This window comes from Roseomonas sp. E05 (assembly GCF_030063475.1).
In the GTDB taxonomy this organism is placed as follows: domain Bacteria; phylum Pseudomonadota; class Alphaproteobacteria; order Acetobacterales; family Acetobacteraceae; genus Pseudoroseomonas.
The window spans coordinates 143,441-168,090 of record NZ_JASIRT010000010.1 but is presented as its reverse complement, the minus strand read 5'-3'; the positions used below and the strand labels follow the sequence as shown (position 1 = coordinate 168,090).

19 protein-coding genes are annotated in these 24,650 nt (G+C 71.5%); 10 read left to right on the top strand and 9 right to left on the bottom strand.

Annotation, left to right across the window (positions count from 1 at the left end):
* Window positions 1–100: 100 nt before the first annotated feature.
* The gene (locus tag QMO56_RS12885) at window positions 101–763 is read left to right on the top strand and encodes a class I SAM-dependent methyltransferase (protein ID WP_349362354.1); all 663 of its coding nucleotides are present in this window, start codon (window positions 101–103) and stop codon (window positions 761–763) included.
* A 109-nt stretch (window positions 764–872) separates the two neighbouring features.
* Here the strand turns inward: QMO56_RS12885 and QMO56_RS12880 are convergent, their stop codons facing one another.
* Entirely contained in the window at window positions 873–1,070 is a 198-nt protein-coding gene (locus QMO56_RS12880) for a hypothetical protein (protein ID WP_283526274.1), read from the bottom strand.
* A 32-nt stretch (window positions 1,071–1,102) separates the two neighbouring features.
* Here QMO56_RS12880 and QMO56_RS12875 point away from each other — a divergent pair, with 32 nt between their 5' ends.
* The 5 genes from QMO56_RS12875 to QMO56_RS12855 all read left to right on the top strand — a co-directional run bounded on the left by QMO56_RS12875 (window position 1,103) and on the right by QMO56_RS12855 (window position 7,483).
* Window positions 1,103–2,623, top strand: a complete 1,521-nt coding sequence (locus QMO56_RS12875; RefSeq protein WP_283526272.1) for an ABC transporter substrate-binding protein — start codon at window positions 1,103–1,105, stop codon at window positions 2,621–2,623.
* On the top strand, window positions 2,623–3,573 hold the full coding sequence (locus QMO56_RS12870; RefSeq protein ID WP_283526271.1) for an ABC transporter permease: 951 nt from the start codon (window positions 2,623–2,625) through the stop codon (window positions 3,571–3,573). Before QMO56_RS12875 ends, QMO56_RS12870 begins: the two co-directional genes overlap by 1 nt.
* 103 nt (window positions 3,574–3,676) lie before the next feature.
* Window positions 3,677–5,527, top strand: a complete 1,851-nt coding sequence (locus QMO56_RS12865) for a dipeptide/oligopeptide/nickel ABC transporter permease/ATP-binding protein (RefSeq protein WP_283526269.1) — start codon at window positions 3,677–3,679, stop codon at window positions 5,525–5,527.
* Entirely contained in the window at window positions 5,524–6,498 is a 975-nt protein-coding gene (locus tag QMO56_RS12860; RefSeq protein ID WP_283526267.1) for an ABC transporter ATP-binding protein, read from the top strand. Before QMO56_RS12865 ends, QMO56_RS12860 begins: the two co-directional genes overlap by 4 nt.
* Before the next feature lie 160 nt (window positions 6,499–6,658).
* The gene (locus QMO56_RS12855) at window positions 6,659–7,483 is read left to right on the top strand and encodes a creatininase family protein (RefSeq protein WP_283526265.1); all 825 of its coding nucleotides are present in this window, start codon (window positions 6,659–6,661) and stop codon (window positions 7,481–7,483) included.
* Window positions 7,484–7,525: 42 nt separating this feature from the next.
* Here the strand turns inward: QMO56_RS12855 and QMO56_RS12850 are convergent, their stop codons facing one another.
* The 3 genes from QMO56_RS12850 to QMO56_RS12840 all read right to left on the bottom strand — a co-directional run bounded on the left by QMO56_RS12850 (window position 7,526) and on the right by QMO56_RS12840 (window position 13,344).
* The gene (locus tag QMO56_RS12850) at window positions 7,526–8,542 is read right to left on the bottom strand and encodes an SDR family oxidoreductase (protein WP_283526263.1); all 1,017 of its coding nucleotides are present in this window, start codon (window positions 8,540–8,542) and stop codon (window positions 7,526–7,528) included.
* Between the two features lie 104 nt (window positions 8,543–8,646).
* Window positions 8,647–9,102 (bottom strand): pseudoazurin, encoded by a 456-nt coding sequence (locus QMO56_RS12845; protein WP_283526261.1) that lies wholly within the window; start codon window positions 9,100–9,102, stop codon window positions 8,647–8,649.
* Window positions 9,103–9,222: 120 nt separating this feature from the next.
* Window positions 9,223–13,344, bottom strand: coding sequence for a hypothetical protein (locus QMO56_RS12840; RefSeq protein ID WP_283526259.1), 4,122 nt, complete (start codon window positions 13,342–13,344; stop codon window positions 9,223–9,225).
* Window positions 13,345–13,535: 191 nt separating this feature from the next.
* Between QMO56_RS12840 and QMO56_RS12835 the strand changes: the two genes are divergently transcribed.
* From QMO56_RS12835 to QMO56_RS12825, 3 genes are all read left to right on the top strand, one after another.
* On the top strand, window positions 13,536–14,759 hold the full coding sequence (locus QMO56_RS12835; protein WP_283526257.1) for a serine hydrolase: 1,224 nt from the start codon (window positions 13,536–13,538) through the stop codon (window positions 14,757–14,759).
* Between the two features lie 85 nt (window positions 14,760–14,844).
* Entirely contained in the window at window positions 14,845–15,585 is a 741-nt protein-coding gene (locus tag QMO56_RS12830) for an SDR family NAD(P)-dependent oxidoreductase (RefSeq protein WP_283526255.1), read from the top strand.
* Between the two features lie 467 nt (window positions 15,586–16,052).
* Entirely contained in the window at window positions 16,053–18,425 is a 2,373-nt protein-coding gene (locus QMO56_RS12825) for a helicase-related protein (protein WP_283526253.1), read from the top strand.
* 188 nt (window positions 18,426–18,613) lie between these two features.
* Here the strand turns inward: QMO56_RS12825 and QMO56_RS12820 are convergent, their stop codons facing one another.
* From QMO56_RS12820 to cobD, 3 genes are all read right to left on the bottom strand, one after another.
* Window positions 18,614–19,963, bottom strand: coding sequence for a carbohydrate porin (locus QMO56_RS12820; RefSeq protein WP_283526251.1), 1,350 nt, complete (start codon window positions 19,961–19,963; stop codon window positions 18,614–18,616).
* Window positions 19,964–20,169: 206 nt separating this feature from the next.
* Complete coding sequence (locus QMO56_RS12815) at window positions 20,170–20,373, bottom strand: hypothetical protein (protein WP_283526250.1); 204 nt, start codon at window positions 20,371–20,373, stop codon at window positions 20,170–20,172.
* A gap of 109 nt (window positions 20,374–20,482) precedes the next feature.
* Complete coding sequence (cobD, locus tag QMO56_RS12810; RefSeq protein ID WP_283526248.1) at window positions 20,483–21,493, bottom strand: threonine-phosphate decarboxylase CobD; 1,011 nt, start codon at window positions 21,491–21,493, stop codon at window positions 20,483–20,485.
* Between the two features lie 194 nt (window positions 21,494–21,687).
* On the opposite strand from cobD, the gene cbiB reads away from it, so the two are divergent.
* Window positions 21,688–22,671: an adenosylcobinamide-phosphate synthase CbiB gene (cbiB, locus tag QMO56_RS12805; protein WP_408906528.1), complete on the top strand. Its 984-nt coding sequence runs from the start codon at window positions 21,688–21,690 to the stop codon at window positions 22,669–22,671.
* A gap of 96 nt (window positions 22,672–22,767) precedes the next feature.
* Here cbiB and QMO56_RS12800 read toward each other — a convergent pair whose 3' ends face one another.
* Window positions 22,768–22,947, bottom strand: a complete 180-nt coding sequence (locus tag QMO56_RS12800; protein ID WP_283526247.1) for a hypothetical protein — start codon at window positions 22,945–22,947, stop codon at window positions 22,768–22,770.
* Window positions 22,948–23,027: 80 nt separating this feature from the next.
* Window positions 23,028–24,506 carry a cobyric acid synthase gene (locus tag QMO56_RS12795; RefSeq protein ID WP_283526246.1) on the bottom strand — a complete coding sequence of 493 codons (1,479 nt, stop codon included), beginning with the start codon at window positions 24,504–24,506 and terminating at the stop codon, window positions 23,028–23,030.
* Window positions 24,507–24,650 lie beyond the last annotated feature (144 nt).

Below are 24,650 nucleotides of genomic sequence, written 5' to 3'. Positions count from 1 at the left end.
CGCAAGTTCCCGTTCCCACGCCAACAGCGATCCAGACCATGACGCCACAGACATCACCCAGCCTCCGCCTCCGCAGACGCCAAGTGAATCAGCTTAGCCAATAATACGCAACTGTAGTACTAAGTGGCCCGCCATCCAGGCCATGCTGCCGGATCTCCGGGGCCGGCGTCTCGTCGATCTCGGATGCGGGTTCGGCTGGTTTGCCCGATGGGCGCGGACGGAGGGCGCATCCCATGTGCTTGGACTGGACCTGTCGGAAAACATGCTGGCCCGGGCGAAGGCGGGCGCCGTCGATCCTGCCGTGGAATATGCCAGGGCCGATCTCGAGACCCTGGAGTTGCCGGCGGGAGAGTTCGACCTCGCCTACAGTTCCCTGACTTTCCACTACATTGAGGATTTCGGCAGGCTTATCCGCATGGTGTTCCGTGCCCTCACCCCTGGGGCGCACCTCGTGTTCACCATCGAGCACCCGATCTACATGGCCTCCACGCGCCCGGGCTGGCTGGTGCGCGAGGACGGTCAGAAGACCTGGGCCGTGGACAACTACGCGGTCGAGGGCGCCCGCACGACGGATTGGCTGGCCAGGGGCGTGGTCAAGCAGCACCGGACCCTCGGGACGACGCTGAACACCCTGATCGCCTCCGGCTTTGCGGTCCGCGAGGTCCAGGAATGGCACCCCACGCAGGAGCAGGTTGCAGAACGCCCCGCGCTGGCGGAGGAGATGGAACGGCCGATGATGGTCCTCATCTCCGCCCAACGTTGAGCAGGGAAAAGGACCCCGGGTGCTGCCCGAATCTCCATCTTCGTCTGTCCGTGCAAAGCCGCAGGAAAATCCATAAATCCACGATCTTGAAAAGACTATTTCTTCCCAATCACTCCAGCAGAATCAGCAATTTTTCCGCCATCTCTCGCATGCGCAAAATCCAGGCGCTTCGTGGCAGCGGATAGGCGCCCGTGCTTCGCTTCGCGCCATTTTCCAGTCCGGCCAGGGCTTTTTTCCGGCCGGTTTCCGCGCACCCTTCCTTGACGCATGCCCGCTTCTCGCCGGACCCTCTGGCCTGCGCGTTCACGCGTGACGCTTCGCCAGGCTGGAGGCTTGCCCATGACCACCCTGCCCCGACGCTCGCTGCTCATGGCCGGCGCGACGCTTCCCTTTCTGCGTCGCAACGCACATGCGCAGGCCGCCGGGGGCGTGCTGCGCTTCGGCCTCTCCGCCTGGCCGCCCAACCTGCAGCCTTGGGCCAGCACCGGCGCCTCGGCCGGCACCGTCAAGCTGCTGATCCACCGCAGCCTCGTCTCCTACGACAGCAAGGGCGAGTTGCGCGGCGAACTCGCCGAATCCTGGTCGCGCGACGACGACGGCGCCTGGGTGTTCCGCCTGCGTCCCGATGCCGTCTTCCACAATGGCGAGCCCGTCACCGCCGATGACGTGAAGTGGACGCTGGAGCAGATCGCCGGTGAACGCTCCACCGCCTATATGCGCGCGCAGTTCCAGCGCGTGGAGCGCATCGAGACGCCGGACGCACGCACGGTGCGGCTGGTGACGAAGGAGCCGGCGGCGACGCTGCCGCACTGGTTCGGCGGCTACAACATGGCCATGGTCTGGCGGAAATCGGAGCCCAGCGACCCCGTCGGCGCAGGGCCATACCGCCTCACCGGCCAGGAACGCGGCAGCTCGCTGGAACTGACCGCCTTCGACCATTTCTACAAGCCGGGTCTGCCAAAGCTGAAACGCATCCGGTTCGTGGTCTATGCCGACGAGAACCTGCGCGCGGCCGCGCTGCAGTCGGGCGACGTGGACATGATCGAATACGTCCCCTGGCAGTCCATGGCCGCGGTGGAGAGTGACCCGGCGCTGAAGCTCGACGCGGTGGATGGCCCCTTCATGGACGTGCTGTTCAACGGCACGCGCGGCCCCTTCGCCGATGCGCGGGTGCGCCGCGCCGTCGCGCATGCCATCCGGCGCGAAGATATCGTCAAGACCGCCTTCTTCGGCCGCGGCAGCCCGATCGAGGGCGTGCCCATCCCGCCCGGCACGCCCTGGTACGACGAGCAGCTCGCGCGGGGCTGGAACTACGACCCGGCCCGCGCCAAGGCCCTGCTGGCCGAGGCCGGCCACCCCGACGGCTTCCAGACCACCCTGCTCGCCACCGCGCAATTCGGCATGCACAAGGATACCGCCGAGGTCGTGCAGCAGCACCTCGCCGCCATCGGCATCCGCTGCGAGCTGCGCCTGCCGGACTGGTCCACCCGCGTCAGCCTCGGCACACGTGGCCAGTACGAGATCGCCATCCACGGCACCACGGCCGAGAACAACGATCCGGACGGGCTGAGCTCGGTGCTCGACACCACGCTCTCGCCCTCGCACGGCCGCTCCTTCGGCGTACAGGCGCCGCGCACCGCCGCGCTGCTGGCGCAGGGCCGCGCCGAGTTCGACCCGCAGAAGCGCATCGCCCTCTACAAGGACATGCAGCGGGCCGCGCTGGAGGAGGTGCCGATGGTCGGCCTCGCCTGGCGCAGCCAGGGCTACGGCATGAAGCGCAACATCCAGGGCTTCACCAACCTGCCCGGCGCGCTGACCACGCTTTCCGGCACGCATCTCGAGACCACGGAGTTCGCCTGATGGCCTGGATCCTGCGCCGCATCGGCGTCTCCCTCATCCTCGCCTGGCTGGTGGCGACCATCGTCTTCATGACGCTGCACCTTGTCCCCGGCGATCCGGCCGAGCTGCTGCTCTCCACCGGCGGCATCATGCCGGACCCCGGCGCCGTGGCCGAACTGCGCGACCGGCTCGGTCTGAACGATCCGCTGCTCGTCCAGTACGGCGAGTTCCTGCGCGGCCTGACGCGCGGCGACCTCGGCAACTCCCTGATCGACGACTATCCCGTGCTCGCCGAGGTCGCACTGCGCCTGCCGCGGACGCTGGAGTTGATTTTCGCCGGCGCCATCCTCGCGGTCATCGTCGCGCTGCCGGCCGGCACCTATGCCGCGCTGCATCGTGGCGGCACCTTCGACCGCCTTGCCTCCGGCGTGGCGGCGCTGCTGCTGGCGGTTCCGGTCTTCGTGGTCGGCACGCTGCTGATCCTGATGCTGGCGCAGTGGCTGCGCGTGATGCCGGCCGGCGGCTATGTGCCCTTCGCCGACAATCCCGGCCGCCACCTCGCCCTGCTGGCCCTGCCGGCGCTGACCATCGCCAAGGGGCTGGCCGCCGTGCTGTTCCGGATGACGCGCGCCTCGGTGCTGGATGCCCTCTCACGCGACTATGTCCGCACCGCCCGCGCCAAGGGCCTGACGCCGCGCCGCGTGCTGGTGCGCCATGTCGTCCGCAATGCGCTCATCCCCGTGCTGACGGTGCTTGGCCTGCACATGGGCACGCTGCTCGGCGGCACGGTGCTGGTGGAGTATGTGTTCAACTGGCCCGGCCTCTCCACGCCGCTGCTGCGGGCGGTGGAGGCGCGCGACTACCCGATGGTGGTCGGCATCGTGCTGACCATCTCGGGCCTGTTCCTGCTGATCAACCTGATCATGGACCTGCTCTACGCGGCGCTGGACCCGAGGATCCGCGCGGCATGATGATGGCGCCCGCCCTGCCCCCAAGCACCAAACTGACAGAAAAAAGAAGGGGGTTCGGGGGAATTCATTCCCCCGGCCTTCCTGCCCAAGGAGGCTCAAGGCCATGAAGCGCCTGATCGTCCCTGGCACGCTGGTCGGCCTGATCCTGCTTGCCGCCCTGGCCGCGCCCCTGCTGCCCCTGCCGGACCCGATCCGCCAGGACATCGCCCACCGCCTGGCGGGGCCGCTCCCGGGCTCGCCGCTGGGCCGCGACGAATTCGGCCGCGACGTCTTCTCCCGCCTCATCTGGGGCGCGCGCACCAGCCTGAGCGTGGCCTTCGCCTCCGCGCTGATCGCCGGCGCCTTCGGCACGCTGCTCGGCCTGCTCGGCGGCTGGTTCCGCGGCCTGGGCGAGCTGCTGGCGGTGCGCAGCATGGACGTCATCCTCTGCTTCCCGCCCGTGCTGCTGGCGCTGCTGGTCGTCACGCTGATGGGGCCGGGCGCCGGCACGCTGATCCTGGTGCTCTCGGTGCTCTATCTGCCCGGCTTCGTCCGCGTCACCTATGCCGAGGTCCTCTCGGCCCGCAGCCATGACTATGTCGAGGCGGTGCGGGCGCTCGGCGCCCCGGCGCCGCGCATCCTGCTGCGCACCGTGCTGCCCAACGTGGCCGGGCCGGTGCTGGTGCAGCTCAGCCTGGCCGTGGCCTCGGCGGTGGTGCTGGAGAGCGGCCTCTCCTTCCTCGGCCTCGGCGTGGTGCCGCCCGCCCCCTCCTGGGGCCTGATGATCCGCGGGGCGCGGGCCACCATGGACCAGGCGCCGATGCTGCTGTTCTGGCCCTGCGCCGTGCTGACCCTGACCATCCTGGCGATGAACCTGCTGTGCGACGCGCTGCGCGACGCGGTGGACCCGCGCACCTCCGGCGCCCGGAGCCGCCTGCGCGCGGTCGATCGCCTGCTGCCCGGCCTGCTGCCCCGCCGGGAGCCCGCGCCCGAGACGGTGCTGGACGTGCAGGGCCTCACCGTCGAGATCGACACCCCGCGCGGCCCGATCCGCCCCGTGCAGGATGTTTCCTTCAGTGTCCGCGCCGGGGAGACGCTGGCGATCGTCGGCGAGAGCGGCTCCGGCAAGTCGGTCAGCACCACGGCGCTGATGGGGCTGCTGCCGCCGGTCGCGCGGGTGGTGAGCGGCGAGGCCTGGTTCGGCGAGACCGAGCTGTTCCGCCTCCCGGAGCCCGAGATGCGCAAGCTGCGCGGCGGCCGCATGGCGATGGTCTTCCAGGACCCGATGAGCAGCCTGAACCCGGTCTACCGCACCGGCGCCCAGGTGGCGGAAGCGATCCGCGCGCATCAGAAGATCTCGTCCGACGCCGCCTGGAAGCAGGCCGAGGCGCTGTTCCGCCGCGTCGGCATCGCTGATCCCGAGCGGCGGATGCGCGCCTACCCGCACGAGATGTCGGGCGGCATGCGGCAGCGCGTGATGATCGCCATGGCGCTGGCCAACCGCCCGCAGCTGCTGATCTGCGACGAGCCGACCACCGCGCTCGACGTCACGGTGCAGGCGCAGATCCTCGACCTGCTGGCCGAGTTGCAGCGCGAAACCGGCACCGCCATCGTCTTCATCACCCACAGCCTGGGCGTGGTGGCGGAGATCGCCCAGCGCGTCGCCGTCATGTATGCCGGGCAGGTGGTGGAGCAGGGCAGCGTGGCCGAGGTCTTCCGCGACCCGCTGCACCCCTATACCCGCGCCCTGCTGGCCGCCGTGCCGGAAGGCGACACCCAGCCCGCCGGCATTCCCGGCGTGGTGCCGCCGCCGCACGCCTTCCCCAAGGGCTGCCGCTTCGCACCGCGCTGCACCCATGCGGTGGCCGCCTGCTCGGCCGAGCCGCCCGTGCTTGATCTGGCCGCCCCCGGCCATACCGTGCGCTGCATCCGCTGGACCGAGCTGGCGCCCCGGAAGGAGGAGGTGCCGGCATGAGCGGCGCGCTGATCGAGGCCCGCGGCCTCTCCAAGACCTTCCCGGGCAAGGGCATGTTCCGCAAGGGCCGCCCTGTGCAGGCGGTGCGCGGCATCGACGCCGTGGTGGCGCGTGGCGAGGCGGTCGGCGTGGTCGGCGAGAGCGGCTCGGGCAAGAGCACGCTGGGCCGGCTGATGCTCGGCCTGATGCCGGCCAGCGGCGGCGAGGTGCTGGTGGAGGGCCGCCCCCTCGCCGGCGTCTCCGGCGCCGAGTGGCGGCGGCTGCGCCAGCGGCTGCAGATCGTCTTCCAGGACCCCTATGGCAGCCTGGACCCGCGCCGGAAGGTAGGCGCGCAGATCGCCGACGGCATCGTGCTGCACCACCGCGCCTCCCGCCGCGAGGTGGCCGACAAGGTCGCCGCCCTGCTCGTCCGCGTCGGCCTCGACCCCGCCCATGCGCAGCGCTTCCCGCACGAATTCTCCGGCGGCCAGCGGCAGCGCATCGGCATCGCCCGCGCCCTGGCGACCAACCCGGACTTCCTGGTGGCGGACGAGCCGGTCAGCGCGCTCGATGTCTCGATCCAGGCGCAGGTGGTGCAGCTGCTGGACGAGCTGCGGCGCGACCTCGGCCTTGCCCTGCTCTTCATCAGCCACGACCTGCCGGTCGTGGCGCATCTCTGCGACCGGGTGATCGTCATGTATCTCGGCCGCGTCATGGAGGAAGGCCCGGCCAGGGCCATCTTCACCGCGCCGGCGCATCCCTACACACGCGCCCTGCTCTCGGCGACGCCACGGCTCGACCCCGCCAGGCGCCTCACCCGCATCCTGCTGCCCGGCGATCCCCCCAGCCCGGCCAACCCGCCCTCCGGCTGCGTCTTCCGCACCCGCTGCGCCCATGCGGTGGAAGCCTGCGCCAGCACGGTACCGGAGCTGCTGCCCTTCGGCGAGGACGGGCACCGGGTGGCCTGCATCCGCGCGGCGGAAATCGCCTGAAAAGATCGGGGGAATGAATTCCCCCGAACCCCCATCTTCTTTCCATCAGTTTGGCGCTGCGCGGCGAACGGGCACGGGAACTAACAGGAAAAAGAGGGGGGGGGTCTGGGGGGAATTCATTCCCCCCAGACTTTCACCCCGGACAAGGAGACCGACAGTCGTGGCACATCTGACCGAGCCCAAGGTGCATATGGGCACCATCACCGGCGGCGAGGCGCGCGAGCTGCTGGCGCAGAAGCCGGTGATCCTGCTGCCGATGGGCAGCCATGAGGACCAGGGCCCGCATGCCCCGATGGGCGACTACCTGCTGGCCGAGAAGGTGGCCGAGCTGGCCGCGCTGCGTGCCACGGAGATGGGCACGCGCACCCTCGTCGCTCCGGTCCTCCCCTTCGGTGGCGCCGACCATTTCGGCCCGATGGTCGGCGGCATCGCCATCAGCCAGGCGACACTCACCCGCGTGCTGGAGGACATGCTCGGCTCGCTGTTCCGCAACGGCCTGACCCGCGTCATCGTCATCAACGGTCATGGCGGCAATGTCGGTCCGATCGCCGAGGTGACGCGCGAAATCTACCGGCGCGATGGCACGCTGATCCCGAGCCTCTATCTCTGGCGCATCGGCTACGGGCTGCTGCCCGGCATTCTGGGCGCCGAGAAGGCCAAGGCGGTCTCCGGACACGGCGCCGACCCGCTGACCAGCCTCGGCCTGCACCTCTTCCCCGAGATGATGCGCCCGGACATGATCCCCGCCGGCCAGCCGCTGAAGCGGAACGCGAAGCTCGATATTCCGCACATCACGCTCGGCGCCGGCAGCTTCGAGGGGGCCGAGGTGGGCCTGCCGATCGAGTATGACGAGGTCTATAACCAGGGCGTCGGCGGCGGTGACCCGAAGCTCTGCTCGGCCGAGACCGGCGCCGCGCTGGTGGAGAAGCTGACCGGTCTCTGCGCCCGCTTCATCCGCCATTACGACCAGCGCGTGCCGGCCTGAGAGAGCCGGCGGGGGCCGGTTCGCGGCCGGCCCCGCGCCGCCTCACCGCCCCTGCCGCCGCCCGATCAGCACGCCCAGGCCGCAGGCCAGCAGTGCCGTGGCCGCCGCCGCGCCATAGCGCGCCCAGGCACCATCGACCTGCACCTCGCTGTGCTTCGCTTCCCCCACGAAGGGGCCAAAGGCCCGCTCCACCCCGGTGACCGGCCGGAACAGATTGCCCTCGCGCGGCTTGTCGAGCGGCATGTCGCTCAGCTGCCCTTCCACCGCCGTGCGCGCGAGGTAGCGATCGCCGATGCCTGGCGCCATCAGCCCGCTCAGAATGGCGAGCGCGGTCGTGCTGCCCAGCCAGCTTTCCCGCGCCGGGCGCTCAAGCGCCGCCACGATGTCGCGCGCCACCACCTGAGGCGCCACCGGCGCCCCGACCGGACGCGGCGCGCGCGGCATGCGGGTGCGCGCCCAGGCGAATTGCGGCGTGTTCACCGAGGGCAGATGCACCATCGTCACCTTGATGTTGCTGTTGTCGTGCCGCAGCTCGGTGCGCAGGGAGTCGGTGAAGCCGACGATGGCATGCTTGGCGCCGCAATAGGCGCTCTGCAGGGGAATGCTGCGGTAGGCCAGCGCCGAGCCGACCTGCAGGATGGTGCCGCGGTCGCGCGGCCGCATGTAGCGCAGCGCCGCCATGGTGCCGTGCACGTAGCCGAGATAGGTGACCTCGGTGACGCGGCGGAACTCCTGCGGCGTGATGTCATGGACCGGGCCGAAGACGGTGGCCATGGCATTGTTGATCCAGGCATCGATCGGCCCGAGCTCCGTCTCCGCCCGCGCGGCCGCGGCGAAGACGGCATCGGCATCAGCGACGTCGCAGGGCAGCGGCAGCGCGGCGGCGGCGCCATTGGCGCGGAGCTGCCCGGCCAGTTCCTCCAGCGCAACGCCATCCCGCGCGATGAGGCCGATGCGCGCGCCGCGCCGGGCGAGCTCATGCGCCACCGCCCGGCCGACACCGGCCGAGGCGCCGGTCACCACCACGACACCGTTCCGCTGCTCCGCATGCCTGTGCACCAACGTCACCTCCCCGTGGGTTCGGACCCCAAGCCGGATGGGGCGCCACCGGGACTAAAGGCACAGGCGCGGGGAGGTTGCCGCAGCCCGAGGTGGTATTGCCGCTATTTCACGGCGGCGAGCTGGCCATCGAGCGTGCCGAAGAGCTGGCCGAAGACCTGCTTCGCCCGGCCCGGATGCGTCACGGCGCGGGCAGCGGCCTCGTTCTCCGGCGTGCCCACGGCCACCAGCGCCACCATCCCCATGCCGTAATGCGGCTTGCAGCGGATGCCATAGACGCCGGGCTTGTCGAAGGTGACGGTGACGGTCTCGTTCATCCGCCCCGTGAAGGGCTCAGCGCCCTGCGGCAGCATGCTGGGGACGGATTCGGCATTGTGCCCCTTGTCGGTGGCGACGAAGCGCACCGTGTCCCCGGGCTGGATGCGGACCAGAGCCGGCTCGAACACCATCATGGCACCGTTGCCGCCGCGGTTCAGGGCATGAACCTCCACTTCGGCCGCTGCCGCCGGCAGGGCGAGGATCAGCGGCAGGGCCAGGGCAGAGGCAATCAGGCGAGACATCGAAATGCTTCCCATGCGGGTGAACCAGAAGCCGCATTCTGCGCCCCGCGCCGCATCGCGTCCTTGATCCAGCGCAAGCGCGGCCTTCTTCCGCTGCTGGCGAGCGGCACCCTTCCCCGCCTACAGCCCGGCGAAATGCCAGGAGTAGAGATTGCTCACCCCGCTCAGTGCGATCTCGAAATCCGCCGCCAGATCGGCATTGATGTTGCCATATAGCACCCCGTTGACGAAGAGCAGCTGCCCCGCCCCAGTGAAGCTGGGGCCGCCGATCAGGACGAAGGCCTGGTCGCCGTCCACCGCCGTGTTGGCGTCGATGCCCGCGAGGTCGAGCAGGTCCGTATAGGCGGTGGCATTGAAGTCGGTGATCACGTCGCGCGCCGCGCCAGTGCCGACATCGCCATCGGCGAAGATGAAGCGGTCATTGCCCGCACCACCGGTCAGCGTGTCCGCGCCGGGGCCGCCGATCAGCGTATCATTGCCGTCGCCGCCCAGCAGAATGTCGTTCCCGATGCCGCCGTCGAGCCGGTCATCGCCGCCACCGCCCTGCAACGTGTCGTCACCGGCGAGACCGGAAAGGCTGTCCGCATTGCCCCGCCCGGTCAGCACGTCATTGCTGGCGCTGCCGACGAGCGTGAGCGGGGAGGACAGGGCCAGAACGCCGGAGTCCCGTTCGGCCTCCTCCAGCAGCCCGGTCAGGCCGGTGAGCTGAATCGAGCTGTCCGAGAAGCCGTCGCCATTGATGTCGAGATAGACGGCGGCGCCGACCTGGCGGATCTCGCTCATCCCGATGCCGGTGAAGGCGGCCGTGCCCAGGAAGCGGCCGAACAGCGCCGAGAGGTCCAGGCTGTCACCCGCAGCGAAATCGGTGACGGTGTCGTTGAAATAGGTGTTCAGCTCGTCGGGGCTCCAGACGAAGCGGTCATCCCCGGCGCCGCCGGTCAGCACGTCGTTGCCCAGGCCGCCATTCAGCACGTCATCGCCGGCGCCGCCGCTCAGCACGTCGTTGCCGGCGCCGCCGCTCAGCACGTCGTTGCCGTCGAGCCCCGTGAGCGTGTCATTGCCTTCCCGGCCGGACAGCGTGTCGCCCCCCGCGGTGCCGGTCAGCGTCAGGTCGGGCACGCAGCGGAACAGGCCGGAGCCCGCCGCGGTCTCCTCAAGCGCCACCAGCCCGCGCAGCGTGAGCAGCGTATCCATCAGCCCGTCGCCGTTGCTGTCCAGCGCGACGCCGGTGTTGGAGCCGGTGAAGACACGGATCTGCGCCGTGCCGTCAGCGATGAAGCTCGCGTTGCCGATGAAGCGGGCATGCAGCCCCGCCAGGTCGAGAGTGTCGCCGGCCGAGAAGTCGGCGATGACGTCGCCCGCCATCTCCGCCGCGCTGCTGATGCGGAAGGTGTCGTTGCCGGCGCCGCCGGTCATGTTGTCGGCGCCGAGGCCGCCGATCAGCAGGTCGTCCCCGTCATCGCCCATCAGGCGGTCGCTGCCATCCCCGCCCTCGAGGGCGTCGTTGCCTTCATGACCGTAGAGCCAGTCGTTGCCGGCGCCGCCCAGCAGGCGATCATCGCCCGCGCCGCCGCGCAGCCGGTCGTCTCCCCCCTTGCCATCCAGCACGTCGTTGCCGGCGCCGCCGCTGAGCACGTCATTCCCGGCGCCGCCGGCCACCGTGTCATTGCCGGCGCCGCCGTTCAGGACGCGATCGGGCGCGCGCACCAGCATGCGGGAGCCGTTGGCCGTCTCCTCCAGGGTGAAGTCGCCGTCCAGTTCCAGCACCGCCTCAGGCCTGCCGTCGCCGTCGGCGTCGAATACCAGGAAGGTCTTTCCAGTGCTGACGCCGCCGTAGCTGTCCCACACCGCGATCTGCCCGCCCGCCCCGGTCAGCCCCTCGGGCGAGAAGGTGAAGTCCTTCAAGGCGGCCAGGTCGATCCTGTCGCCGAAGTCGAAATCAGTGATGCGGTCGCCGCGCAGGCCGATCTCGTTCGGCGCGGCAAAGCGGAAGGTGTCGTTGCCGGCGCCGCCGGTCATGGCATCGTTGCCGAGGCCGCCGACCAGGATGTCGTCGCCGTCGCCGCCGAGCAGCGTGTCGTCGCCGTCCTGCCCGTTCAGCGTATCGTTGCCGGTGCCGCCGTCCAGCAGGTCGCCGCCGCCGCCGCCGTTCAGCGTGTCGTTGCCGGCGAGGCCACTCAGCCGGTCATCGCCCACACCACCGCTCAAGGTGTCGTTGCCCGCGGTGCCGGTGCGGTTGAGGGCGGCGGCAAGCTGCAGCAGCAGCGAGCCGGAGGCGCTTTCCTGCACCCCGACGGCGCCGCGCAGCAACACGGTCTGCTCGGCCACGCCATCCCCGTTGCCGTCGATCAGCAGCAGCGTGCCCTCCGCGACATGGCTCTGCCGCACCTCCGCACGCACGCCGCTGAAGGCATTGTCGCCGATCCAGGTCAACCCGTCCGGGCCGGTGAGCAGGACGCTGTCCTCGGCGCTGAAGTCGGTGATGACATCGGCCGCGGCGCTGCGCTGAGTGGCGTCGATGACGAAGATATCCGCGCCCGCGCCGCCGGTCATGATGTCGGAGCCGGTGCCGCCGTTCAGCACATCCTCGCCCGCGCCGCCATCGAGCAGGTCGTTGCCGGCGCCGCCAACCAGGATGTCGTTGCCGTCGCCACCGCCCATCGTGTCATTGCCGCTGCGGCCGTTCAGCGTGTCGTTGCCGGTGCCGCCCGCCAGGGCACGGTCCGTCGCCAGCACCAGCAGCATGTTCCCGGGCAGGCTCTCGTCCAGCATCCGGCCGCCGGTCTCCACCCGCATGCTGGCCTCGGCGATGCCGTCGCCATTCGCGTCGATCCAGAGCGTCGCGCCGTCGAAGCGGAACTCGCCGGCCCGGCCGGAGAAGGGCTGGTCGGCGATGTAGGTCAGGGTGCCGATGCTGCGCAGGCTGATGACGTCACTGGCGTCCATGTCGGTGATGACGTCGCCGTTCACCTCGTCGACGGTGAGATAGTTGAAGGTGTCGGTGCCCGGCCCGCCGGTGAGCGTGTCGCGGCCCGGCCCGCCGCGGATGAAGTCGTTGCCCGCACCACCCAGGATGACGTCGTCTCCGGAATCCCCGACGATCGTGTCGTTTCCGGTGCCGCCGTCGATGGTGTCGTTGCCGGTGCGGCCGGCCAGATAGTCGGCGCCCGCGCCGCCGAAGATGTGGTCGTCGCCGCCCTGGCCGAACATGATGTCGTCGCCGCCGCCGCCATCCAGCATGTCGTTCGCCGCACCGCCGGTCAGCCGGTCGGCGGCATCCGTGCCGGTCAGGACCATCGGCTGCGCCCGCATCAGGATGCCGGAGCCGCTGGCGGTCTCCTGCAGCATGCCGCCGCCTGGCAGGGAGAGCGCAATGTCGCCGATACGGTCGCCGTCCGTGTCGATCAGCAGCATTTCCCCACTCTGCCGCATCTCGCCAGGGGCGCCGCTGAAGTCGGCATCGGCGATGAAGCGCAAGGTCCGCAGCGTGGAGAAGTCAATGCGGTCGCCGGTCGAGAAGTCGTGGATGACGTCGCCGCTGAAGTCGAGGATGTCGAGATAGCGGAAGGTGTCGTTGCCGGCGCCGCCGGTCATGCGGTCGGCGCCCGTGCCACCGGTCAGCACATCATTGCCGTCGTCGCCGAACAGCACATCATTGCCGTCGCCGCCGGTCAGCGTGTCATTGCCCGCGTCACCCGAGAGGGTGTCGTCGGCCACGCCGCCGGTGAGTGCGTCGTTCCCGGTGCCGCCCGTGAGCACCTTCGCTGCCGCCAGGATGAGGATGCGCGAACCCGCATTGGTCTCTGTCAGGCGCAGCGTGCCGTTCAGCGTCAGCACCACATCGGCGGCTCCGTAGCCGCGCGTGTCGAACAGCAGCGTGGTGAGGCCGGCGCTGTAGCTGACGCGCACATCGCCCGCGGTTCCGGTGAAGGCCGCCTCGCCCAGGAAGCGCAGGCCGGCGATGGCCGAAAGATCGATCTGATCGCCCGCCTCGAAATCCACGATGCGGTCGAGGTGGATGTCTTCCAGGCTGGCATAGCGGAAGATATCGCTGCCGGCGCCGCCGATCAGCATATCTGCGCCACGGCCGCCGATCAGCACGTCATTGCCGTTGCCGCCCCAGAGGGTATCGGCGCCGGCACCGCCCTCCAGCGTGTCGTTGCCGTCCATGCCGTAGATCGTGTCGGCCAGGGTCGTCCCGGTGAGCCGCTCGCTCCCGGAGCCTCCAATAAGATTCGCCATCTTGACCTGCCGCCTGAAGGTTTTGTTCAGCGCGCGGCGAGCCTTCTGCCGGCCGTCAGGAATCCAAATAGCACGCGCCGCCGCCGCTGCCGTGACCGGGGTGCCTCAAATCGCTCCGGCCCTGCGCATCACCCCTCGACGCCGCCCGCCATGCAGCCCAGGATCACTCCTCTTGTGACGGAGCCTGACCCATGACCCTTCCCGCCCTGGTCCCGCCGGAGAGCGTCGGCCTCTGCTCCCGGCGCCTGAAGCGCATCGAGGACTGGTCGGCGCGGCTGGTGTCGGATGGCAAGCTGGCGGGCGTGACGACGCTGGTGGCGCGGCGCGGCGCGGTGGCGCAGCTGCACAGCACCGGCCTCGCCGACCTGGCGCGCGGCACGCCCATGGCGCCGGACACCATCGTCCGCATCTATTCGATGACCAAGCCGCTCACCAGCGTGGCCATCATGATGCTGTATGAGGAGGGCCGCTTCCAGCTCGATGACCCGATCACCCGCTTCCTGCCCTGTTTCCGCGACATGCGCGTGGCGACCGGCGGGGCGCGCGGCAAGATCGACACCGTCCCCGCCGAACGCGACATCACCTTCCGCGACCTGCTGACCCACACCTCGGGCCTCACCTACGGCTTCATGCAGGCCGGGCTGGTGGACGCGCAGTACCGCGAGACCGGTGTGGACTTCCAGACCGCCGAGACCTCGCTCGCCGAGGTGGTGGAGCGCGCCGCCGCCCTGCCGCTGATCGCCCAGCCCGGCCGCGCCTGGAACTACAGCATCGCCACCGACGTGCTCGGCCATCTCGTCGCGGTCATCTCCGGCCAGCCCTTCGAGGAGTTCCTGTGCCGGCGCGTCATCGTCCCGCTCGGCATGACGGATACCGACTTCTTCGTGCCGGCGGAGAAGCACCCCCGCCTCGCCGCCAACTACGCGCGCGGCGCGGATGGCGGGCTGGCGCTGATCGACGACCCCGCGACCAGCCGCTACCTGCGCCCGCGCAGCGTCTGCTCCGGCGGCGGCGGCCTGGTCTCCACGGCGGGCGACTACTGGCGCTTCTGCCGCTTCATGCTGAACAAGGGCGAGCTGGAAGGCACCCGCCTGCTCGGCCGCAAGACGGTGGAGCTGATGACCACCAACCACCTGAACGGCGACATGGCGGCCATGGGCCAACCGCGCTGGTCCGAATCCACCGCCGAGGGCATCGGCTTCGGCCTCGGCTTCTCCGTCACGCTCGACCCGGCGCGCGCGCAGATCCTCGGCACGCCAGGCGAGTATGCCTGGGGCGGTGCCGCCAGCACTGCCTTCTGGGTGGACCCGGCCGAGGAGATGGCGGTGGTCCTGCTCACCCAGCTCATGCCCTCCTCCACCTATCCGATCCGCCGCGAGCTGCGGGTGCTGAGCTACCAGGCCGTGCTGGACTGATCCCGCCGCCGGGGGTGCGCGGGACAGGCACCGCCCCGCGTGCTATCCTGGCCTCTCACGCAGCCCCCGACCGAGGTCGCCCCCCATGTCCGACGCGCCCCGCACCCTGCTCCTGACCGGAGCGAGCCGCGGCATCGGCCACGCCACGGTGAAGCTCTTTCAGGAACAGGGCTGGCGGGTGCTGACCGTCTCCCGCCAGGCCTTCTCCGAGGCCTGCCCCTGGGCCGGCGGCCGCATGGGCCATATCCAGGCCGACCTCGCCGACCTCGGCGCCATCCCCGCCCTCACCGCCGCGGTGCGGGAGCGGCTGATCGGCGGCAAGCTGCACGCCCTGGTCAACAATGCCGGCATCTCGCCGAAAGGCCCCGGCGGCCGGCGCCTCGGCGTGGTCGAGAGCGACGCCGACACCTGGACGCGCGTGCTGAACGTCAACCTCGTCTCCACCGCCCTGCTGGCGCGCGACCTGCTGCCGGAGCTGGAGGCGGCGAAGGGCGCCATCGTCAACGTCACCTCCATCGCCGGCTCGCGCGTGCATCCCTTCGCCGGCGTGGCCTATGCCGCCTCCAAGGCCGGCCTCGCGGCACTCACCCGCGAGTTCGCGCATGAGTTCGGCCCCCGCGGCGTGCGCGCCAACGCCATCGCGCCCGGCGAGATCCGCACCGCCATCCTCTCCCCCGGCACCGACGCGCTGGTGCAGGACATCGTGCCCCTGCGCCGCCTCGGCGACCCGCGCGAGGTGGCGGAAACCATCCACTTCCTCTGCACCAACCCCTCTTCGTACATCAACGGCGCCGAAATCCACATCAACGGCGGACAGCACGTCTGACGCCGCTCCGGGGAGGGCGCCGCCCTCCCCGAGCCCCTCCCGCTGGGGTGACAGTGTCACCCCAGACCCCGCCATTCGTTTCTCGCCTGCTGGCGTGAAGGCCTGGAACCCGGCCGCGCTCCGAAGGACGGTCAAGAGATCGAAGCGCCAGGCGCTGGAATACCTTTGAAATAAGGGAATTTATTCCGAGGCCTTAACCCCGCCAGTTTCCGAGGTGCGTCCGCTGTTGGGGAAGCCGCTTCTCCTCGCCAGATCCCGGCCATGACGCCGAGGGCCGGCGCGCCCGGCTGGCCCGTCCTCCCGTGCCAGGGCGAAAGGCCCACGGACGGCGGGGTCCGGGGTGGCACAGCCACCCCGGCGGGGGTTCCAAGGGGGCGGCGCCCCCTTGGCCGCGGCGCAACATTGGCGCCCGGGTGGAGTTTTCCGCTAAGCCATGCCCCACGTATCCCTGAAGGACGAGCCCGCGCATGAGTGATGACCCACACGCCCCCGCCCACCCGGCGGAGGCCGCCATCCTGGCGGCGGGCCTGCGGGTCGAGCCGCGTGAGATGCCGCAGCTGATCCGCCGTGTCGCCCGCCGCCTGCCCGCCGATGCCGAGGCGGTGCGGGAGGCGCTGGTCGAGGTGCGGCGGAAGTCCTGGTCCAAGGCGGCAATGGACCTGGCCAACCGCGCCGGCCAGCCCTGGGTGCGCCGCGCCGATGCCGAGGCCGCCGCCGAAAGCCTGAACGACCCCGAGGCCGACGAGCGCGCCCTGCGGGCGGCGCTGGACGAGGCCGTCGCCGCCCGCCTGCGCGGCACCGCCGCCACGCCCGAGGCCACGCTGGAGATCCTCGCCGGCGAGTTGCTGGAAAGCGGCAAGCCGCTCTCCGGCGAGCGCCATGCCGCGCTGGCCCAGGCCGTCGCCGCCGCGCATGGCCTGAACGCCGCCCAGACGTCCGACTTCGTCCTCGCCACCGGCCGCGTCGAGGAGCGCCGCCGGCAGGACCTGCGCACCGCCGAGAAGGCCGCCCGCGAGAAGCGGCGCGAGGAAGTCACCCGCCTGCGTGAATGGGAGCGCGGGCTGGTCGGCATCGAGGCCCTGCCCGCCCTGCTGCATGCCTCGGAGCGTGAGGTGCTGCGCTGGGTCGGCGCTGGGCTGGTCCCGGTGGCGCGCCGCCTGCGCGGCGCGAAAGGCGGGCGCGAGCGCTGGGAGTTCGACCCCGCCGAGGTGGCCGCGCTGCGGCGCGAGGTCTTCGCCTGGCGCGAGGCCGAGCGGACCCAGCAGCCGCCCCGCGCCCCCCGCCAGACCGGCCTGCGGCTGGACCGCGCCGCCGAGGTCGCCGGGCGCGGCAACAAGGTGGCCAATGCCGCCGTCGCCCGCGCCGCCGCGCTCGACCGCTACGCCGGGCATTTCGCCACCGCGCGGGCGCTGATCCGCCGCATCACCATCGTCACCGGCCCGACCAACAGCGGCAAGAGCCACCTGGCGCTGGACCGCCTCGCGGCGGCGGAGAGCGGCCTGGCCCTGGCGCCGCTCCGCCTGCTGGCGCACGAGTTCCGCGAGGCGCTGGCCACGCGCGGCATCGAGGCGGCGCTGGCCACCGGCGAGGAGCGCATCCCCGCCCCCGGCTCCCGCCACCTCGCCGCCACCGTGGAGATGTGCCCCTTCAGCAACCCGGTGGACGTGGCGATCATCGACGAGGCCCAGCTCCTGCACGACCGCGACCGCGGCGCCGCCTGGACCGCCGCCATCATGGGCGTGCCGGCGCGCGAGGTGCTGGTGCTCGGCGCGCCGGAATGCATCCCGATGGTGAAGCGCATCGCCCAGCTCTGCGGCGACGAGGTCGAGGAGATCTCGCTCCAGCGCAAAAGCCCGCTGAACGCCGCGCGCGGCCCGATCGGCCTCTCCGACCTGCGCGCCGGCGACGCGCTGGTCGCCTTCTCCCGCCGCGACGTGATGGAACTGCGCGAGCAGCTGGTGAAGCGCGGCCGCAAGGTGGCGGTGGTCTATGGCGCGCTCTCCCCCGAGGTGCGCCGCGCGGAGGCCGCCCGCTTCCGCAGCGGCGAGGCCGATATCCTGGTCGCCACCGATGCCATCGGCATGGGCCTCAACCTGCCGATCCGCCGCGTCATCTTCTCCACGCTCCGCAAGTATGACGGCGAGGAGCGGCGCGAGCTGAACGCGCAGGAGGTGAAGCAGATCGGCGGCCGCGCCGGGCGCTTCGGCCATCATGAGGGCGGCATCGTCGCCGTGCTGGCCGGCGCCGGCGATCCCGGCTTCATCAGCGCCATGCTGCACGCCCCGCCGCATCCGCCGGAGGAGCTGCGCCCGCAGGTGCAGCCGGATTCCGAGATCATCGCCGCCGTCGCCGCCGAGATCGGCTCGGACAGCCTCTTCGGCGTGCTGGCCCGCATCAAGCGCGCCGTGCTGCGCAAGGACGACCCCAACTACCGCCTGGCCGACCTGACGCAGCCGCTCGCCATCGCCTCCGCCATCGACGGCGTCGCCGGCCTCTCCCTGCTGGACCGCTGGACCTACGCCATGTGTCCGGTGGACGAGCGGGATGACGGCATCACCCGCCTCGCGCAATGGGCGGTGGAGCACGGCGCCGGCCGGCCGGTGCGCCCGCCGCTGGCCGGCCGCCTGCTGCCGCCCGACCGCGCCAGCAACGAGGAACTGCAGCGCGCCGAGAAGGTGCACAAGCGCCTCGTCGCCTGGCGCTGGATGGCGTTGCGCTTCCCCGTCGCCTATCCCGAACGCGAGCAGGCGGAGGCCGAGACGGCGCGGCTCAACGACTGGATCGAGGAGGTGCTGCGCCAGCAGCGTCGGGTGCGCGCGGCCAGCCATCGCGCGGCCTGAGGCCAGGGCCAGGGGAGGCGCCGCCTCCCCTGGAACCCCTCCGCCGGGGTGACAGTGCCACCCCGGGCCCCGCCGGCGACTGCGTGGCCCCCACGCCTGCCACGAGAAAGAACGGATGGCGGGGTCTGGGGGGATACCATCCCCCCAGCGGGAGGGGTCCGGGGAGGGCAGCGCCCTTCCCGGCCGCGTCAGAACTCCGCCTGCACGCGCATCCCGAGCAGCACGGCGTCCCGCAGCTTGCGGCCGGTCTCCTCGTCCGGCTCGCCCGCCGCGGGGTGGATGTACCACTGCGCCAGCGGCCGCAGATGCACCGGCCCGACCGGCAGGTCGTAGTTCACCTCCAGTACCGTCTCATGCCGCCGCACCGGCCGGAGCGGGTCGCTGAAGGCCTGCGTGTCCTCGTCCAGCCCGCGCCCGCCGCGCCCGATCCGCGCCTGCGAGGCGCCGAAGGAGAGCGTGTCCTGCCGCAGGCCGAAGGGGCCGGCCCAGGCGAAGCCGCCATCCACCTGCAGCGAGACGAGGTTGCGGTCCGAGGGCGCGGCGAAGAGGCGGGCGAAGGCGGCCAGGCTCTGCCCCTCGCCGCGCCAGAGCGTCGCCTCGCCGATGCCGTAGCCGCCATAGTTGTTGTGGAAGCGGCGCGGCTCGCCGCTGCTGGCCGGGTCGGCGAGGGAGCGGCCATCGGCGTCGTAGCGCGGGGAGTCGAAGCCGCCGCTGTGGTACCAGGCGCCCAGCTTGGCCACCCAGGGGCGCGGCCCCTCCTCGGGCGCACGGGCACCGAACACCGCCTCGCCGATCAGGAAGGCGCCGTCCGCCGTGCTGAAGTTGACGCCGTAGCGGTTGTGCCGCTGCCCCTCCGTATCCTGCCCGTACCGCCCGCCCGGATCGCCGGAGAACAGGCCGAGGCGGAAGCCGCTGGCCTCCTCCGGCTCACCCAGGGCCAGCCGCACGCCCGGCGCGGCGAAGGGATAGGCGATGCCGCCGGAAGGCAGCCCCTCGCCCAGCGCCACCGGCCAGCCGAAGGTGCCGTTCACCAGGTTGGCGGCGGTGTCGGCCACGGCGAACTCGGTATCCGCCGCCAGTTGCCCGACGCGCAGCGAGCCCCAGCCCTCGACCTCCCGCTGCACCCAGAGCTCCATCAGGCGCACCGTGGAAAGCGCCTCGATGTTGCTCGGCGGCGCCAGCGAGCCGGTCAGGCCGGCACCCGGCTGCTTGCCATAGATGCCGATGGCACTGGCGCCAAGGCTCCAGCCGCCGAGGCCGGCGATCCGGCCGAGATCGGCTTCCAGCCCGAGCCGGAGCTGACCGACCGCCGAGACATCCCGCCGCAGCCCACCCCGCAGGTTGCCGAAGGCATCGACGATGAAGCCGGTGCTGAGGCAGAGGCCTGGCGTGAGCACCGAGCCCGTCTCGCAGGCCTCCTCCGGCTCCGGCGTTTCCTGCGCCCTGGCAGGAGGCGGCAGCAGAAGCGCGCTCAGCGCGGCGAGCAGCGCGAGAGTCCGGCCGCGCGGCGCGCGGGGCGGCAAGTCACCATGTTTCATGAGCGGATCGGGTCCTGGAGACGGGGAACACCGCCATCAGTCCCGGCCCGCCATGGGCGCGGCCGGAAGGCCGGGGAGACGTTCCTACCGCCACCGACGTTACAACATAACATACCCCATGCAAATGCCCGGCGCCGGCCTCTTGTTCACGCCTCCCGAGGCCAGCGTGCCCGCTCCGGCCTCCGCGAGACGCGAGAAGCCCGCCGTCAGGAGGGCATCGCCACCCTTGCCGTCGCGGGGCGTGCAGCCTCCCCATGGCTGGCGGGCGCCTCCTCCTCCTCTTCCTCCAGCCTGTGCAGAAGCCGGGTGATGTCCTGCTGGCGCAGCGCGGTCACATCGCGCAGCGCGGCACGGTGGGCGGCCATCAGCGCCACGAGGTCAGCCGTGCCGCAGGATCGATGATGGAACATGGCGGGTATCCCTGCTGTCCGAAGCCGGGCCAAGCCTAACCGCAAATGAGAATGATTCGCAAGTTACTCCTGGCTTATCCGCCTCTGCCGGCGGAACGCCCCTCAGGCCTTACCCTTCCCCCACGCGGGACCCGAGCGCGGCGGCCAGCCGCGCCCATGCCGCCGCGTCGCCCGGCAGGCCGAAGCGCAGCCAGCGCGGCATGGCGGCGAAGCGCCGCGTCAGGATCCCGGCCCGCCCGAGCCGTTCATGCCAGAGCGCCGCGTCGCCCTCGGCCAGCCGGAACAGGCGCGTCCCACCCCGGACGCACAACCCGGCGGCGCCCAGCAGCGCGTCGAGCCGCATCGTGTCCTCCGCCAGCCGCGCGGCGGCGGCCTGCCGCCAAGCCGTATCGGCCAGCGCGGCCCGGCCGACCGCCAGCGCCGGGCCGGACACCGCCCATGGCCCCAGCGCCGCGCGAATCGCCGCCGCCCGCGCCGGCGCCGCCAGCGCGAAGCCGAGCCGCAGCCCCGCCAGCCCATAGCTCTTGCCGAAGGAGCGCAGCAGGATCAGCCCGGGATGCGGCAGCGCGGCCGCACAGCCCAGCGCTTCCGGCTCCAGGTCCGCGAAGGCCTCGTCCACCACCAGGAAGCCGCCGCGCGCCGCCAGCCGGTCCGCCAGCGCCAGCAGCGCGCCGGGCGGGTGGCGGCGCCCGTCCGGATTGTTCGGGTTGCACAGCAGGGCGCCGCCGTGGCCGTCCAGATCCTCCAGCCGCGCCACTTCGCGCACTGCGGTTCCTGCGGCGCGCCAGCAGGCGGCATGCTCGGCATAGGTCGGCCCGAGAATGCGGAGTTCCCGCAGCGGGAACAGGCGCGGCAGCAACTGGATCAGCAGCTGCGTGCCCGGCGCCGCCGCCAGGCAGGCCGCATCGGCCACGCCATAGGCCGCTGCGGCCGTCTGCAGCAGCGCCGTCTCCTCCTCCGGCTCCGGCAGCCGGGTGAAGGCCGCGGGCGGCAGCGGCGGCACCGGCCAGGGCACCGGGTTGATGCCGGTGGAGAGATCCAGGAACGGCTCCGGCGCCCCCGCGAAGCGGCGCCGTGCCTCCGCGAGCCGTCCGCCATGTTCCAGGCCGTCCAGCCCCATGCTACCCCCGTCGCTGACCCGATCCGGGCAAAGGCTGGGGGAAAGAATTCCCCCAGACCCCCATCCTTCCTCTGCCACTTCCAGCGCCACCTGCACGCCAGTGCCTGAACAGACAAAAAAGAAGGGGGTTCGGGGGAATTCATTCCCCCGACCTCGCCCCGGACAACCACCTCAAGGCCCCGCGCTAACAGGCGATTCCTCCCCTGTCCACGTCCCTCCTGATCCTGTCCGGCGCGCTGCTCATCGAGGCGGCCCTCGGCTATCCCGCCGCGCTTTTCGCCACCATCCGCCATCCCGTGGTCTGGATCGGCGCGCTGATCGCTGCGCTCGATGCGCGGCTGAACCGCCCGGCCCTCCCCTCCGCACGGCGACGCCGCAACGGCGTGCTGGCGGTCATGCTCCTGCTGCTGGCCGGCATCGGCCCGGCGGCACTGCTGCAAACGGCGCTGCTCGCCCTCCTGCCGGCCGCCCCGGCATTGGCCCTGCTGGCCCTGCTGGCCGCCAGCCTTCCGGCGCAGCGCAGCCTGCACGACCATGTCCGCGCCGTGGCGGTGGGGCTGGAGCAGCGTGGCCTGGAAGGTGGCCGCGCCGCCGTCGCCATGATTGTCGGCCGCAACCCGCAGACGCTGGACGAGGCCGGCGTCGCCCGCGCCGCCATCGAGAGCCTGGCGGAAAACTTCTCGGACGGCGTCGTCGCCCCCGCCTTCTGGTGCGGCGTGGCGGGATTGCCAGGAATCGCCGGCTACAAGGCCATCAACACCGCCGACAGCATGATCGGCCACCGCACGCCGCGCCACGAGGCCTTCGGCTGGGCCGCCGCCCGGCTGGACGACCTGGTCAACCTTCCGGCCTCGCGCCTCGCCGCGCTCTGGCTCATCCTGGCGGCGGCGCTGACGCGCGGCGCCGATCCGCGCGGCGCCTGGCGCGCGGTGCGGCGCGACGCCCGCCGCCACCGCTCGCCCAATGCCGGCTGGCCGGAAGCCGCCATGGCCGGCGCGCTCGGCCTGCGCCTCGCCGGCCCGCGCACCTATGGCGATACCCGTGTCGAGGACGCCTGGATGGGTGATGGCCGCTCCGGCGCCACCGCTGCCGACCTCCGCCGCGCCCTGACGCTCTATCGCCGTGCCTGCGCACTGCAACTGGCGGCGGTGCTCGCCCTGGCGCTGCTGGCGTGGTGAGGAACGATGGCGCTCAGGCCAGGTGGCGCCGCGTCATCCGCATAGACGCCCGCACTTCCCCACGGGCGAACCAGACGCCGGAGGCAGCGCCTCCCCTCAGCGCGGCTGGCGGGGCATCATCGCCGCGGCGGCGCGCACGCAGCGCGACAACTCGGCGGCAGCGCCCAGTTCTTTCCGCTCGGCACGGTACAGCGCGGCGGCGAGGCTGGCGACGTTGGCCGGCCGCACGGAGGGCCGGGTCCAGGGGCGCGTGATCAGGGCTCGGATGCGGTCCATTTTTGTGGCTTCCGTTCTGGCGCACCAACGCGCCTCGGCAGTCTGGATGCCATTGTCCCGCTTTCGGTGACCAATCTCATTTAGCGGAGCAGCTGAAGCAGAACATCAACTTCCAGATACCGCTCCAGATGCGCCGCCAGCCCGTCCAACGCGGACTCCACCGCGGCGTCATGCCCGGCCGGCGCGGCGGCGGCGCCGAGCCGTGCCAGCCAAGCCCCTCGTTGCGCATCCCCCGCGAAGAAGCCGTGCACATAGGTCCCGGCCACGCGCCCATCCGCCGAGACGGCACCATCCACCCGTCCATCGGCGAAGCGCAGCAACGGCCGGGCAGTGTCCGCCCCGCTGCTGCGGCCGATATGCATTTCGTAGCCCGTGAAGGGTGCCGCATCGGCCAGCGTCTCGCCGGCGACCCGTGCCAACCGCTTGTCGCCCTGCAGCACCGTCTCCACCGCCAGCAGCCCGAGCCCCGGCACCGCGCCCGCCGGCCCCTCCACCCCGTCCGGATCGGCGATCCGCCGCCCCAGCATCTGGTATCCCCCGCAGAGGCCGAGCACCCGCCCGCCGCGCCGGTGATGCGCCAGGATGTCGGTATCCCACCCCTCCGCCCGCAGCGCCGCGAGATCGGCGATGGTGGCCTTGGAGCCGGGCAGGATGACGAGGTCCACATCGCCCGGCAGCGCCATGCCCGGGCGCAGCATCATCAGCTCCACCTCCGGCTCGGCGGCGAGCGGATCGAGGTCGTCGAAATTGGCGATGCGCGGCAGCACCGGCACGGCGATGCGGCACTTGCCGCCCGCACACTTGTCCTCCCTCTGGCGCGGCAGGTGCTCGGCGAGGTCCATCGCGTCCTCCGCCGGCAGCCGGCGCGCGCCCTCGAAATGCGGCACCAGCCCGAGCGGCGCCCAGCCCGTGCGGGCCGCGATCTGCGCCATCCCCTCGGCGAAGAGCGAGAGGTCGCCCCGCATCCGGTTGACGATGAAGCCGCGCACCAGCGCCGCATCCTCCGGCGCCAGCACCGCATGGGTGCCGACCAGCGCCGCGATCACCCCGCCCCGGTCGATGTCCCCCACCAGCACCACCGGCGTTCCCGTCGCGCGGGCGAAACCCATATTGGCGATGTCGCCCGCCCGCAGGTTGATCTCCGAGGCCGAGCCGGCGCCCTCCACCAGCACGATATCCGCCTCGGCGCGCAGCCGCGCGAAGCTGTCGAGCACAAAAGGCAACAGCGCGGGCTTCATCGCCTGGTATTCGCGCGCCCGCGCCGTGGCATGCACGCGCCCCTGCACCACCACCTGCGCCCCCACCTCGCTCTGCGGCTTCAGCAGCACGGGGTTCATGTGCACGCTCGGCTCCACCAGGGCCGCGCGCGCCTGCAGCGCCTGCGCCCGGCCGATCTCGCCGCCATCGGCGGTTACCGCCGCGTTGTTCGACATGTTCTGCGGCTTGAAGGGCCGCACCCGCAATCCGCGCCGCACCAGCGCCCGCGCCAGCCCCGCCACCAGCAGCGACTTGCCGACCGATGAGCCGGTTCCCTGGAGCATCAAGGCGACTGCGGGCATGGCTTTCCCCTGCGGGTGGGCGGAAAAAGGCCGGGGGAAGGAATTCCCCCGGACCCCCATCTTCTTTCTGCCAGTTCCGGCGCACAGCCCGCCAGAACTGGAACTCGAAGAAAAAAGAAGGGGGGCCTGGGGGGAATTCATTCC

Bases quoted from the DNA above. Each gene is read 5' to 3' on its own strand.
- QMO56_RS12815 (WP_283526250.1), bottom strand. From the start codon at position 20,373: ATGTTCCATCATCGATCCTGCGGCACGGCTGACCTCGTGGCGCTGATG.
- QMO56_RS12825 (WP_283526253.1), top strand. From the start codon at position 16,053: ATGAGTGATGACCCACACGCCCCCGCCCACCCGGCGGAGGCCGCCATC.
- QMO56_RS12820 (WP_283526251.1), bottom strand. From the start codon at position 19,963: ATGAAACATGGTGACTTGCCGCCCCGCGCGCCGCGCGGCCGGACTCTC.
- QMO56_RS12795 (WP_283526246.1), bottom strand. From the start codon at position 24,506: ATGCCCGCAGTCGCCTTGATGCTCCAGGGAACCGGCTCATCGGTCGGC.
- cobD (WP_283526248.1), bottom strand. From the start codon at position 21,493: ATGGGGCTGGACGGCCTGGAACATGGCGGACGGCTCGCGGAGGCACGG.
- QMO56_RS12800 (WP_283526247.1), bottom strand. From the start codon at position 22,947: ATGGACCGCATCCGAGCCCTGATCACGCGCCCCTGGACCCGGCCCTCC.
- QMO56_RS12830 (WP_283526255.1), top strand. From the start codon at position 14,845: ATGTCCGACGCGCCCCGCACCCTGCTCCTGACCGGAGCGAGCCGCGGC.
- QMO56_RS12845 (WP_283526261.1), bottom strand. From the start codon at position 9,102: ATGTCTCGCCTGATTGCCTCTGCCCTGGCCCTGCCGCTGATCCTCGCC.
- QMO56_RS12835 (WP_283526257.1), top strand. From the start codon at position 13,536: ATGACCCTTCCCGCCCTGGTCCCGCCGGAGAGCGTCGGCCTCTGCTCC.
- QMO56_RS12860 (WP_283526267.1), top strand. From the start codon at position 5,524: ATGAGCGGCGCGCTGATCGAGGCCCGCGGCCTCTCCAAGACCTTCCCG.
- QMO56_RS12875 (WP_283526272.1), top strand. From the start codon at position 1,103: ATGACCACCCTGCCCCGACGCTCGCTGCTCATGGCCGGCGCGACGCTT.
- QMO56_RS12840 (WP_283526259.1), bottom strand. From the start codon at position 13,344: ATGGCGAATCTTATTGGAGGCTCCGGGAGCGAGCGGCTCACCGGGACG.
- QMO56_RS12865 (WP_283526269.1), top strand. From the start codon at position 3,677: ATGAAGCGCCTGATCGTCCCTGGCACGCTGGTCGGCCTGATCCTGCTT.
- QMO56_RS12870 (WP_283526271.1), top strand. From the start codon at position 2,623: ATGGCCTGGATCCTGCGCCGCATCGGCGTCTCCCTCATCCTCGCCTGG.